Source organism: Pseudomonas alkylphenolica, assembly GCF_016009175.1.
GTDB classification, from domain to species: Bacteria; Pseudomonadota; Gammaproteobacteria; order Pseudomonadales; family Pseudomonadaceae; genus Aquipseudomonas; species Aquipseudomonas alkylphenolica_B.
Map to the genome: position 1 here is coordinate 31,744 of NZ_JADUCM010000014.1, position 14,023 is coordinate 45,766.

Genomic DNA, 14,023 nt, shown 5'->3' on the forward strand with positions numbered 1-14,023 from the left:
GAAATCGTCAGGCTGGCTGTCCAGCAATGGGCGGAGGGTCAGCCTGAGGGTTTCAGTGTTGAAATCTGCTGTGTCTTGGGGCTGATGGATCTATAGAGCACTACGCATAATGTATATTATGTTAAATTGCGTATCGGACGCCTGTGTCACTTGTCCAGTTCGTACGACGCTTCGAACTTCTTGGCACTGACAGAATAGGCATCAGACCCATCTTCTTCGTTGGAAACGAGCCAGTCGCCTGCTTCGTAGCAGGTACGGCCTTCCTTCGTTTTCACGTAACCTGGCGATTCGGCACGCTCGGCCCACACTTTGCCAGTCTTCACATAGGTACCTTCGCCCGTAGCCGTATAGGTGCGGGCAAAGGACTCGGCGTCCACCGTATACACCTCGCCAGCATTGTCCACCACCCAGTCGTTAGCCTTGCAACGCTGCTCGCTACCCCACTTGCGATACATGAATCCGTCCGTGTCCAACTTCAGTTGCACGGCTACGACCGGTTGGTCTGACTTAGGTCGGTAGCGTTTTCGTTCATCCATAGTAGATCCATCATTCGTTGGGAATGGTCGAGCGTTCTTTAAACGCTGCATTTTTGATTAAAACTATTAGTCTAGACCACGCTAGACGTATAAGCGCGACCACTGCTCCAGGCGCTCTGCCTAGCCAAACAGGCTCTTTCGTTGTATGCCGCTTCGACTAAGCTGTTTTTAGCGTCTCAAAGCACTCAACAACAAGGAGTTACTGTGACGATGGAATCAATTCAGGATGAAATCCCATTTGACTTTGTCTTGAGCTACAACCAAGAGCATCGTGACGTCGCGATCCGATTGTTACAGCGCCTTGAAGGCTTCGGTTTGAAAGGATGGATCGACGTCCGTTACTACTACATTCCGTCGGTACCTATGGAGCGGCAAATTACGACAGCATGGGAAAAGTCGCGGTTCATCATTTTGCTAGCGTTGAATACCTACCGGGACTCCGAATGGTGCCGTGTCGAGTATGGTGAGGGATTGAGTGCTGAGAGTGCCCTTCCATTGCGTAAGGTCCTGGTGCTGAAAGAGCGATTCACTAAGATCCCTGAGCGTCTCAAGCATCATCCATCGTTCTTTTTAAAATCAAAAAATGGCGTAAAAAAACTTGCAGCCTACATCATGGAAAGACGCAGGTGTATGCAAAAAGAGGAAGTTTCACCGGACCTTGCCGTTCTCCGATGGCGGGCTGCCTCTAAAGAACTTCAACGCCAACTGACGCAACTCGATCATTACTTTGTCACACAGTTGGCCTCGATAAGCACACTGTGCGATTGGGTCCTTGAAAGCTTTGTCAGTAGCCAGTGTGTAGTCGAAGATTCCGTCATCCTGACGATTTGGGAGAGGGGCGGCTATTCTGAACTGCAGATTAACAAGCCGGATTTTCTGAATTTAGTATGCTCTGACAGCATGGCGGCTGACTGCTTTCCTTTTCATATCTATTTCTTCGGCATTTTGCTTTACGAACATAACGGTCGAAGACCACCCGATTCCGAAGTTATCTATCGACTTGCTTGGTAGCAGCTTCTCATACTGTCGCTGGTCAACAACTGTCATTTCAAATCGCAAATGATGGTGGCGATCGAGATAATCATGGAAAAAGCAGCATTTTGTCTAAGTGATGAAGAGGCGCAAAATCATTTTCATTCAGTAGGAGAAGATTCGTGGATCTGGAGTCTGGTAAAGAATCCGTTTCTTAATCCCCCTGCCACTAACACCAGCGACAGGGTCGAACCCATAGCGACGCTGTGCGAGCACGTCATGCTCGCACAATGGGCACGTAATAGACGCTCACCCCGTGCATTTTCATTAGTACAGAAGTTGCCGCGGCCAGAACGTATCCGGCTCGCCGCTATGAATGTCAGGGAACTTGTCAATAAATTCCGTGAAAGACAATACTCACAGGCGACACGTCCATACGCAGTACTATTAGGTTTGTGCGCGCCAGGCCCATCAATTGGCAATCACGCGTCGCCAGCATTAGCCCTTGAATTATTCTACCTGACGCTCAAACAAATATTCGACGGTCACCACCTGTGGGTACAAAGCCTTCTCGAAAACCACATGTCGCAGTCACATCCCGCGAGCTCGGAAGATTTGGATACCTTGCTCAGTGTCCTGCCGGTTGTGATTGCGAATTACCTTGAATACGTCAAGTTGGCTTTCACGCAACGGAGTCTTAAAGATCCGAGTGCAAAGATTCCATCTCTCTATGCAATAGAGTTTTGTGACTTTATAGTTGAAAGGCTCCTTGTACCTTTTATTTCCGCAAGGGTTGATGTTTTAGCTTCATGCGTTGAAGCCAACTTAGTGCTTGAACTGTTCTTTGAATACTGCGAGCCGCAAGCAAAACAAATAGTGTTTCTCTCTCAGCAAACCCTTAAAGAACTGGTGATTCGATACTTTTCCACCCCTTTCCAGGGTGCGGATTGATAGCTTCTTTTTTTTACGTGGGAGCATCCATTGATGAACGTTGTCGAGAGAATAACAAAACCATTTTTTTTGGCTCCGTCTGGGCTTCAGAAAATGGTGGTGCTCAGTATATTTGTGGGGTTCGTCGCTGCATGGAGCAAAACAGGCTATATATCTCTGGCAATATTCTTATCTATAAGCGTCCTCTTGGGTTTAATGGTTGCTCTCAACCTGAATTTCGGCGGTACACTCCGTGCGGGGATGTTTTTCCAGCAAGAGACAAATAAAAAAATATTGGTTAAGGATCCTAATAGAATCATACAATTGGCCATACTTGTTTCCGATCCATTTTTGAGTCATGTTTCACGGCCACTCATCATACCCTTTACCGCTACATTGCTGACGTTGGTCATTCAGGCTGAAGTAGGCGTCTGGTGGACCACCTTTTTAGTATGCCTAATCCTGTTTGTATCAGGTGCAATCTCCCGAAAGCTAGCTGTGATAGAAATCACATCAACGCAAAGTCGGCGTGATGGCGAGACCTCAAAATTAATTGAGATTATCCAGGCAAATAAAAAACCGAAAACAAAATACTATATATACTTGCGCCCTTTTTGCGTCACTGGGCAAGTTTATGCTGTAGATAAAAATTTTATCAGCAATGCACATGGATCCCGTCACGCCATACAAGAGTACTCTCAGGAAGGCAAACATATCGGCGTCCAAATCCCGCTGATGGAAATAAAAATCCCCACAGGTAATCAGCAGTCATTATTGGAGCTAAACCCTGAATGGGAAATAATTTTTGAAAAAGGAATTCGACCATTCGGTCAACTCATTGCTTTAGGGCAACCTGGTGAATCCATAGGTGCCGGACGCTACAAAACACCAGACGAAGGTTGGGAGGATATTTTTCTACAGTTGAGCGTAAATGCGAGCGGCTTTTTCATAGTGCCATCTACCCATTTAGGGACACTATGGGAAATTCAATGGCTCAAAAAAACCAGAAATTTTGAGGGATGCTTTTTTTTCACCAATCTCCCCGAGATCGCATCAAGCCAATATCCCTCCCACGAGTTGCTAAAAGAAACGCTGTCACCCTTCCTCAGGTTGCCTAGTCCTCATTTTATCCCCAGTCTGTTCACCCTTGACAAGCAGGGGCGCCCCCACATATTCCAGATGAATAGCGGTGTTGTAAGTAGCGGCAAAAGCCTCAAGGTTTTCATTACTGCATCACTCATAGAAAGCGCCATAAAAACGCTTACACCTATCGCTTATCGCTCAGAGGACGAAACAATCGACCACTCATTCAATTTAACCATTAGCTTTGTCAGTGCGTTAATATCAGGAAAATCTGAATTAGAAAATCTTTATGGGCTTGACGAGGAAATAAAAAGCGCACTGTTAAATTATGATCACCCGTTATTGGCTCGCTTGTGGGGAGCTGAAAAAACAAAAAAAAATTGTGGTGAAGAAGAAATCTACCATCACACGCACGCTGGAAATCCATCCTTGACCGTACGCCACAATATATTAATTAACGATGATAGATTTGTTCTCTATGTGACAACACTAAAGGAGGCTTCAAAAACAACAATAACTGGCTTTCAGATCCTGAGTGAGCAGGACGACTTGGCCGTCCGTGCTGCGCCAGTCGACTCTGGTCAGTGACATCGCACAATGGCAGCGGCGCAGTAATTGAAGGCCGTAACCCCTTCCAGATGCTCGAGACAGTGTGTCCGGCCAGTGCGCTTTTGACCCCACGTGTTGCCGGGGGGCGTCATACTAGAACCCGCGTATGCGGCTCTTCTGATTGATGCTCTGCTGCTCAACCGTCTCACTCCCCTCCTTCCTCAAGCAATTTAGCGAGCGCCCTGAGTGTTTCAGACTTCACCGAGTCCCCTTTCAAACGGCGCAACAACAGAAAATTTGCTAGCAAGATCAACTGTTTGATAACCGATTCAAACTGCCGCACCGATGCTCGTTGCCCCATCAGGGCATCCCAATAGACTCGGCTGAGGGCTGCGGCTGTATCCGTCCCAACGATTGTTGCATCCGGAAGGCTGCCTGAGAGTAACCAGCCGGCCACTGCGGCGTCGGCAGACATGACGGCGTCGAAAAAGTCGAACGTTTTTTGAAACCGCGCGCGGGCGGTGGTTTGGCACAGGGTGATTTCATTCTCGTCGGTGTTGGTTTTCCCTAACAGGGCATCCAGTTGCAGACAGTTGATACGAATATAGGGGTTCCAGTCGGCCTGACTAGGATCTCCGTCGCCCAGGGCATAAGCATCGCGGGCTTGACGCAGCGCGACATTGACCTGCTTCCAGGGGGCCGAGGCCATCAACAAAATCACGGCCTTGCGCTTGTAGGCACTGCCCAAAATGGCCTGGCGCTCGCAATGGGCGACAGCCTCACCACTGTCCGGGTTATCGGGGTGTAGTTGGGTGAGGCGGATCAGTGCTTCGACTCGGGCGATGGCATCATTGATGAGTACCAGCGCGGCGTCAGCCAACAAGTCGGCTTCAGCTGCGTCATTCGCGCTGCCCGTCGCTCGAAGCCCATGAGCTTTTTCAGAATGACTCTGGGCCTGACGGGTTTCGATGTTCACCAATTGTTCTATAGCCGACAGTGGAACGACTGCCCTTGCGGAGTCGATCGAGATCGATTGCAACAATGCCCGCCGGGCTTCATCGTACCCAGGAAGACCGAATTCGCTGTAGAGAAGGCCTACAGCGTATTGGACTTCGGCCATTTTCATCCAATGCGGGGGCAAGCTGTGCAAGCGCTGGTTCACACGTTTGAAAACCATCGCAAAATCTGATCGGATATTGAGGCTAGACCCCAATGTGCCGAGGCGGACGCGTTCGAGCCAATCGAGCAACTCCTCCGGAGCACGAAGCGGGTCATCGTCCTTTAATGGAGGCGGCAGTAATTTAAGTCGAAATGAAGGATCGCCATAGGCCTGATAAGCGCCCCAGGTATTACAGTCGGGAAAGTTCTCCAGTACCGTTTTTCGGGCATCGGAGATGGCTTCGCCGAAACTTTCCCCTTGCATGGCCATACGCAGGAAAAAGGTCTCGCAGAAGGCTTTCGCTGCATCGTCGCGAACCTCCCAACCTGCGGCCACCACGCACCGCACACCCATTTCGATCAGTTCCCTCGCCAGGCTGGCAGCCAGGCGATTATCGGGATCCCCGTCGGATAGCACTTTGCCCAGATGGCAACAACTGAGGAATACCAGATCCGGGACAGTTTCCATCAGTGCGATCTCCGCTGCGGTCAACAACAGGCCGTCGGAGAGCACTACACCGCTACGATAAACGCCATCGGTGGCGAGTTTGTTGTAGATCCCGTGGGCTGCAATCACCAGCACCCTATACGGCCTGGCAAAAATCTCGCTCAATACATCGCCTGCCATGCTACCTGGCAGTGCGCGTGTCACCTGGTAGCCAGCGCCTTCCAATACTTGAGCGACCGCGCCGCCTTCCTGTGCCGCGCCGGTAAGACTGGGTAAACTATCGCTAAGGGGCTGTCCGTCCGGTGTGGTTTTTTCTTTCCAGTCTGGGCCTCCGAACTGACTGTAATATCCCTTCGTGGCAGGATTTGAAATCACACAGGCATTCATGCTGTCTGTACGAATGACCTCGCGACGGAATTTTGCGGTAATGAATTGGCGGATCAACCGGGTACGATTCACCAAGGGTTCGCCGTCTGTCTCGAGCATCTCCCAGGGCAAGTCGGCGCTGCTTTCATCGACCATCAGGATCAGGTTGCGCGAGCGCCGAATGGAGGATTTGAATTCCAATGGCAACAACAACTGGAACAGGTTGTTGCCGAAGAATGAACCCTTACGGTATTCCATATTGCCTTGCCCCTTAAGGGCACTCTCGATAAGTTTTTCCACCAATCCTGGTTGACGCTGGGCCACCACCGCTTCCACTCGAGCCTTTTCGCCCATATAGGCGAAATGGAACCCCCGTGCCCTCTTCCCCCCTTGAGCCGCTTGTGGATCGAGTGCCTGAGTGGGCTCTTGCCTTTCGCTGTTGCCGATACTACCTACCGACAAGCGCGGCCAGTAATCGTTGAACGATGTCACACTCAAACGCTGCCTTACCCCTGGGCCGTATTCAAGTTCTTGAGCCAGTTCCAGTTTGGTGTCCGGGTCTGAAATGAAGTTTTCGTCAAGTTGGCAAACGGCTGTTGCTGCCGAAATGGCAGCGTCGCGAAATACTTCAACCAGATCCAGTCGGGAGATAAATGCTGGTGTTGCACCCCGTTCTGCCGCCCCTTCCGCGAAAGCACGGTTGGCAAGCATGACGCCTTGCACTATCGCTTTCACCGAATCGGCCACACTTAGCTGCGCGCTTGAATTCGTGCCTATCAACAGGCTCGCGATGCGCAAGGGAAGCGCCTCGACTCGTTCAACGACGCCTGAACTACGACCCTCACTGCCATAAAAATCCGACGCGTGAAGTAGATAGCGCAGTACGCCCGAACGCACCGCCTGGATGACGCCATCGTTGGTCAGTGTGCCCATTTCTCCCAGGCCGACCACCAACGCCCCAAGCCCGGTCTGCCGTTCGTGTTCTTCTGTCGTACGCGGCATCAACACCACAGTGCCATTACCCAGTTCGCCGGAGTGAAGCCCTAGCCACTGACGCTGACTCAGTGCTCCGTTCACCAGCGTTTGATCGATGATTGCTTCGGCACCCGAGATGGGGTCGCCACGGTAATGCCCGCACATCACCGGCACTTGCAGGAAGCTCAAGTCCATCGCTTTGACCGCTACCTGAAGCACTCTACGTTTATGCCTGCGCCCCAGGTGTATACGCGAGCCCATTGCTCGACTGATCAGTTCTTCATCAGAAGGATACCCTTGTGGTCCCGCTCGATAGGCGATCGTACGTGCGTTCTTCTCCTCGCTCCTGCTGATCGGCAAACGACCCAGTTTATTGGGTACACCGGTACTGAGTAGCGCCTGTATCTCCTCGAAAAAGCGTCGGGTACTGGTCAGTCCCCCATGGTCGACGGGCATGAACCAGTAGCGTTCCTCGGGCAGATTGCCCAAACGCCCGGACCTCCAGGTCACAGAACCATCACCGTTAGGGGTACCTAACATCATCAGGTTGGCAAAGGGGTCCCCCTTCTCCGGGACCTGTAGGCCACAGGGGGTGTTGTCGGCCTTACCGAACACGTACGCGACCCTATCGTGGTCCAGGTCAACCCATCGGGTATTGCTCATTTCCCGCCAGAACTCTCGTGCTTCGTCCAACGCCGCCTGGCGTGGCCGCCCCCCCAGATTGCGACCGAACCAACGGTCATTGTTGACTCGAGCCAGCGCGGTCCAGGTTTTGTCTTGATAGAAATCGACTGGAGACATGCCCCCGGCATCCTCGAATCCGGGGGCAGGCAACAGATGCAGTGCGCCGGGAAATCCGGCTACGATGTCGAGCACTTCCTGCAAACTATTGTTCAAGTCCACCCTGGCGAGCATGCGTACGGTATCCGACTGCCCAAGCAGATTCTCCACAAACGAATACGCACCCTGGTTGGGTGTACCGAGCATCAACAGCCGCCCGCCTGGACGAGCAATCAAGTCTGGCCAAAGGTTCTTGTCGACCGCGAACGCGGAGCGCACCACCAGTCCGCCCATGCTATGAGCCAGTAACCGGATCGGCTGATCCGGGTGGGCAACCAAAGCCCCTCTGACGGCATCCACCAGGGCTTTGCCGAGTACTTCGATGGGTTGACGCCAGTCATAATCGAAGCGTATGACCTTGTTACTGGCTTGCAGGAATTTAGCTAATTTCCCGTAGGCGAGCTCGACAATGCCATCCTTGGTAACGGTGTGGTTACTCTCCATGTCGATTTTGGATAGGTGACCTCTGGCCAGGTCCAACGGGTCGAGCCAGACACGATTGCGGTCGGCCGCCAGATGGCTGCCCAGGATGCCGGGCAGCAAAATCAGAACTGGCATCGTGTTGTCGACTGCCTCCCCCTCCCCTCGACTGCTTGCAACTGACGCTGCCTCCGGGAGAAGCGGATCGTTCTTCCAGGGGGAAGCGGTGTGTGCCGTGCTGTTGAGTAACCACGCACTCAGTACGCTGGGCAACGGTAGGCTTTGGTACTTAACGTCATCACGGAAGTAGCGAAAGTGGTTTACCTGAGGGCTCTGGATGAAAATCGCCCGAGCATCCACCCCGCGGGGGAGCATGCCGCCATACATTGAGTCGGTATCGACGACCAGGTCGTTGCGGGCACGATCAAAAAAAGCCCAATCAACGAACATCACGCCAATGCGCTGGATGATATCCCGTCCCCCTTCAACATCACCTGCTATCACAGCCAGCCTGACCTGCGGTGAAATTCCGGCCCGCGCAAGCAGCATGCCCATGGGAGATTCCGGCAACATTGCTTCGATCCCCGGGATAACCTGCGGCTGAAGTCGCTTGTCAGCAATCTCCAAAACGACTCGACTGAGGAATTTCAATCCGCGGTCAGCCAACGCTTTGGCCTTGACGCCGGTTAGCGGCGTTGCGACGGCTCCGACCGCAGCGCCTATGCTCCAGGCACCAAATTTACGCACCAGCGTCAGCAGGCAAGAAAGAAATACGTCCATGTTTTCGGAGAGCAAAGCAGTGCCCTGCACGGGGGCCGCTACACGCACATAACGGCCCACCTGGATATTTTTGTTCTTCAGAAGCACGAGCAACTGCCGCAGTTTGGCTTGTTCGCCTGACGCAACCTGCTTGCGCTCCTGTGCCAGTGCGGGGTTATCCCGTTCACGCGCGACTTCGTCGGGCCGCGGCATGCTGCGGTAATGTTCGATTAACTCATCCAGCCCCCCGTCGATTGGGTTCATGCAGAGCAAATCGCCGACCAGCCCGCCCCGCGAGTGTGTGACCAGATTGACCCGGCTACCCACCGGCAGCACTGATACAAGCGCCAACGCATTATCGATGGGGCTTTCGGAGAACGTCCGGTGTTCGAAACCGAAAATCCTCTGCCCAAATGTATTTCTCAACGTTTTCCAGGCACCACTTCCCGGCAGGTCACCGAAACTGCCCAGGGTGTGCGAGCCGGTGCCATGGATAAACACCAGCAGCGGACCCGCTTGGGCAGCTGCCGCCAGACGGGCGTCAGACGCTGCGCAGTAACCCTCACTGTTCAGCAATCCACCATCCCAAAAGTAAAGACCTGGAGTCGCGGCCAGTTGCCCCTCGATGGCGGCCATCAAGGCATTGGCACCCTGATGGGCGGCCCAGGCCGCCGCCCAATCCTCGACCTCGCCACCCAACAATGCTTCGATCTTTTTTTGCGCTTGCTGGGTAATGTCATCCTCACCCAGCTCCAGTTCGATTATCTGCCGCCAGATCCATCCCAACGCGCCGCGACTGGTGTCTTTAGAATCAGTGAAACCGGCAAAGTCGATCACACCATCCTGATCGACCAATTCCGGACGGCTGCGACGTAACTGATCAACCAAGGTATCAGTGCGGATAAAAATGGTCGTGCCATCAGCCGCTTCCAATGCTAATAGTTGTCTGGAGTCCGATAGCACTTCTGAGTGGGGGGCGTCGCCGCTACGGCTAACCGGAGCCAGCCGCCAAGTACGCTTGACCTTCAGATTGTCCAGCAACGGAGAGCTTGCTGCGCCAACGCCACGACTACTTGGCATCTGCATTGCTTGGGGGAGTTCGAGTTCCATGACCGCGGGCTGTTGCAGCGGCAACCTGACCAAGGGTGAAGCACTAGTGTCTTTTTCCTTCGGCTTCATGCTGTTGCCTCCAGGGCGGTCACAGACTCATCATGTCGGGGCGAAAGCACCCACCAACGCGCGACAAAAAATCCCGCTCTTGTTTCTACTGATCCGCGGCACCACTCCATGGAAAGAATTCGTATTGCTTACGGTCTCAAAAAGGAACTAATTGGCGATTACCCAAACTAATTTTCATTAGGTATAGTTTATTTTTTTAACACCGCTTTGAAACGGATCAATGCACTTGAAATTTCAGAAAACAGGGTCTCATGTAAACTGGCCAGTTCAGGCGTGATAGCGCACGCACTGGGTGGTGCGAATTACTTATCGCAAATAGCACTAACGATTATATTGAAAAGTTCGAACGCCTCTGCCCGACTGGAATATGAGCTGTTTGCTTTAGCAGACACCCATCGGCTGTTTAGTTGTAATAACTGCTTTCGGTTGGGTGGGTTCGGTGCAACTTGCGCTTACATGAAGCTGTGCTTTATTGAATAGAGATTCTCCGAGCGTTCCCATACCCGCACGGCTCCAGATCCCTTTCCAGGGGAGTGATGCTATGGCGTACGTTGGCTCTCCCTTTACTCATGACCTGTTTGTCAGTTACAGCCACGGCGGCGATGACGGTACGGGCAAGGGGTTCTTACAACCTTGGTCCGCTGTTTTCGTCCAGGCATTAGAGCGAGAGCTTCGGTTCCAAAGGCAATTGCGTACACAACTAAGAATATTCCTCGACATGAATCACCGGCCTGGTCACGGAGTCGACCCAATGGCCCCGTTGACCGATCAATTACGCCAACACATTAACGAGTCTGCATTGTTAGTTGTGCTTATGTCTGATGATTACCTCGAATCAGATTGGTGTGCTGATGAACGCCATTGGTGGTGCCAGCAGCAGGAACAGCTCGGTTTTTCGGCAAATGAACGCATCGCTGTAGTAAAAATCGGACCGACTGTTAGTCCTTGGCCGGTACCGCTCGCAGATTCGCGCGGCATTCCCATGGTGGGGTTCACGTTTTATGGCCCGATCAACGGAATAGATCGGCCTTTTGGCTGGGCGGACGAGCCATATTCGTCCAATCCGGTTTTTCGCAAAGAGTTGCTTGGCATTGTGGCGCATTTGCTCCCGAAACTCAGTGCACTGAAAGTGCGGCTCGACGCCCGTGCCCTGGCTGAGGCAGAGGCAAAGCGGTTGAATCAACCTAATGGTCAATCTATCTATTTGCATGGCCGCGCCGACCAGACTCTGATTTGGGAGGAAGTCCGCCAGGCCTTGGTAGACAATGGCTTTCGTGTGGAGCCACAGCGTCCCGATGCGATAAAGGATACCCCCCAGAATATGCAGGCGGTGCGTGAGCAGCGGGTACAGACGCTGAGTACCTGCGACGCGCTTTTGCTGATTGGCACCGCTGACGAGCAGGCCCTGGATGCCGACCTTGTGGTGATCGGCAAGCATGACCGGCAATCAGCACGATCACTCTCCAACCGCCTGCTCCCTTGCGGTTTACTCAATACTGCAGGTGGCATGATCAGTACCTCGCAACGTAAGGCTACCGCCCGTTTCGTGCAGGCTGACTGGATTGATGGAACCCAGGAGGGCTGGCCTCTGCAAGTCCAGCAATGGCTGCTGAACAAGAGCGTTCACGTAGGGCCGCGTGATGAATACTAAGGTGTCTGACACCCTGCAAGCCGTCTTCAATGTCGATCTTCCGGCTCGCCCCTACCCTGGCCTTCGTCCATTCGAAAAACACGAGTGGTTGATCTTCTTTGGCCGCGAACGAATGGCCGACGCCATCGTGAAAAAGTTGGTCACCAAGCGACTGCTGGTCATCCACGGTGATTCCGGCTGTGGCAAAAGCTCGTTGGTCAGAGCCGCAGTCTTGCCCCGACTGGAGCAGGAGAATGCGCGAGCAGGATTGCGGTGGCGAACCTGTACCGCGATGCCCAGAGGCACGCCGCTGCTCAATATAGCTGAGGCCCTGGCGGACATTGACGGACGCGGTTGCGACGATGAGCGAGTGATAGCACTTCGTCGGGTACTTAACTTCGGTCCGGACGCACCGACAGAAATCGCGCGGCTGATGTGTAAGGACAGCGGTGATCATGTGTGCATACTGATCGATCAATTCGAAGAGCTGTTCGAACACGCGCGTACTCACGGCCCTGGAGAGGCTCAATTACTCACTCAGTTTTTGATCGCCCTGCAGCAAGATCCTCCACCGGGACTTTATGTAATTCTGACAATGCGCTCAGAGTTCCTCGGCGCCTGCGCTCACTATCGAGGTTTTGCAGAGGCGGTGAACGTCACGCAGTATTTGTTGCCGCGTATGGATCACAGCGATTTGTTGAGGGCCATATGCGAACCCGCCAGGTTATTCGATGGCGAGGTTAGCCAGGCCCTCGCCGAGCGCTTGATCGTCGATGCTGGAGGCGGGCAAGACCAGTTACCCTTGATTCAGCATGGGTTAATGCTGTTGTTTGAACAGCATGTGGCTAAAGCCGAGTCCTTGGCCGGGACCGACACGACCTGGCGACTGGGGATGGACCAGTACCAACACACGAGTGGACTGGCTGGTTTACTGTCAAACCATGCCGATGAGGTGCTGAAAAAGGCCCAAACCCTCCTTCCCTTGGGCAGCCGGCTGGTCGAGTTACTTTTTCGAGCGCTAACCGATATTAATGCCGAGTCTAAAGCGATTCGCCGGCCGCAAACTATTAAACAACTCATAGCGGTTACTGGCGGACAGCGCGAGGACATCCACCTGGTGGTAAACACCTTTCGCATAGACGGTGTGTCATTCCTTACGCCTCATGGGCAAGCTCCTCTGGAAGACAACACATTGATTGATATCAGTCATGAAGCGCTGATTCGCTGTTGGCAGAAAATCGACGACCCGCATAATGGCTGGCTGATCCGCGAGTTCAGAAATGGGCTTATCTGGCGTGCTCTGCTGGTTCAGGCCGACAGCTTCGAGCAGGATGCTGGTAGCGTGCTTGGGGCGGCTATGGCTACCGAGCGGGATCGATGGATTCGTCAATACAATGAGCAATGGACGGAACGCTACGGGGGTGACTGGGAGCGTGTGAAGTCGTTGTTGGCGGCAAGCATCAAGGACCGTGATCGGGCGCGCAGGAAGAAATTGCTGGGGCGGTTAGGCGTTGTAATGTCTGGCCTCTTTTTACTGAGTTCATGGGTGGTTCTGCTAATTACAAAACAAAATGAAGTTAAGAATCTCGAGAGTGTGGTAAACACGACGCGAACGATGAGCTACGATTTGATACGCAACGCGCAGAACCAAATCCAGATCGCTTCAACTAGCGAAGCAACTAACGCCGACCTTTCAAAAAAACTTAATGATGTCAACACCGAACTCAACGTTCAAGCAGAGAAGCTGGAAGTAAACTTGGCACCTCGCGTCTACCTGCATATTTCTGATGAAGCACAGCGAGAAAGTGCCCAAAGGCTAGCACTCAAGCTCACGGCGAGCCGTCTAGATAACAACTACAATCTGGCTGTTCCCAGGATCACGCTGGCAGACAGCTCCCCTCCGCGTTCGGTATTGCGCTGCTTCCAACCCGAGGAATGCGCTTCTAATGGAGTGGCATTGGTCAACCTGATCAACAGGTATCTTCAAGCGCCTGAAGTGACCCTGGAAGACTTGAGCAGCCAATATAAGAATGCTACAAACATTCGCCCCGAGCATTACGAGCTTTGGTTTGGCCCAGGCGTGGTAGAGCCTCGTGCGCAGTGAACCTTGAAAAGGATTGGACACCCTGAGCAGGCAGTATCGATGTAAGCGAAACCCCGTGGGTTCATGTGCACATT

Annotated in this window: 7 protein-coding genes; 5 read left to right on the forward strand and 2 right to left on the reverse strand. The window is 52.9% G+C overall.

Annotation, left to right across the window (positions count from 1 at the left end; all coding sequences use genetic code 11):
- Positions 1 to 146 precede the first annotated feature (146 nt).
- Complete coding sequence (locus I5S59_RS14040) at positions 147 to 536, reverse strand: hypothetical protein (protein WP_197877153.1); 390 nt, start codon at positions 534 to 536, stop codon at positions 147 to 149.
- Between the two features lie 210 nt (positions 537 to 746).
- Here I5S59_RS14040 and I5S59_RS14045 point away from each other — a divergent pair, with 210 nt between their 5' ends.
- From I5S59_RS14045 to I5S59_RS14055, 3 genes are all read left to right on the forward strand, one after another.
- Complete coding sequence (locus I5S59_RS14045) at positions 747 to 1,547, forward strand: toll/interleukin-1 receptor domain-containing protein (protein ID WP_232239762.1); 801 nt, start codon at positions 747 to 749, stop codon at positions 1,545 to 1,547.
- Between the two features lie 72 nt (positions 1,548 to 1,619).
- Complete coding sequence (locus tag I5S59_RS14050; protein ID WP_197877155.1) at positions 1,620 to 2,459, forward strand: hypothetical protein; 840 nt, start codon at positions 1,620 to 1,622, stop codon at positions 2,457 to 2,459.
- A 33-nt stretch (positions 2,460 to 2,492) separates the two neighbouring features.
- A complete protein-coding gene (locus tag I5S59_RS14055) occupies positions 2,493 to 4,109 on the forward strand; it encodes a hypothetical protein (protein WP_197877156.1) in 1,617 nt (538 codons plus the stop codon).
- Positions 4,110 to 4,275: 166 nt separating this feature from the next.
- Here the strand turns inward: I5S59_RS14055 and I5S59_RS14060 are convergent, their stop codons facing one another.
- Complete coding sequence (locus tag I5S59_RS14060; protein ID WP_197877157.1) at positions 4,276 to 10,215, reverse strand: CHAT domain-containing protein; 5,940 nt, start codon at positions 10,213 to 10,215, stop codon at positions 4,276 to 4,278.
- A gap of 751 nt (positions 10,216 to 10,966) precedes the next feature.
- Here I5S59_RS14060 and I5S59_RS14065 point away from each other — a divergent pair.
- Positions 10,967 to 11,866 (forward strand): toll/interleukin-1 receptor domain-containing protein, encoded by a 900-nt coding sequence (locus I5S59_RS14065; RefSeq protein WP_232239753.1) that lies wholly within the window; start codon positions 10,967 to 10,969, stop codon positions 11,864 to 11,866.
- A gap of 1 nt (position 11,867) precedes the next feature.
- Positions 11,868 to 13,949 carry an ATP-binding protein gene (locus tag I5S59_RS14070; RefSeq protein WP_197877159.1) on the forward strand — a complete coding sequence of 694 codons (2,082 nt, stop codon included), beginning with the start codon at positions 11,868 to 11,870 and terminating at the stop codon, positions 13,947 to 13,949.
- Positions 13,950 to 14,023: the final 74 nt, after the last annotated feature.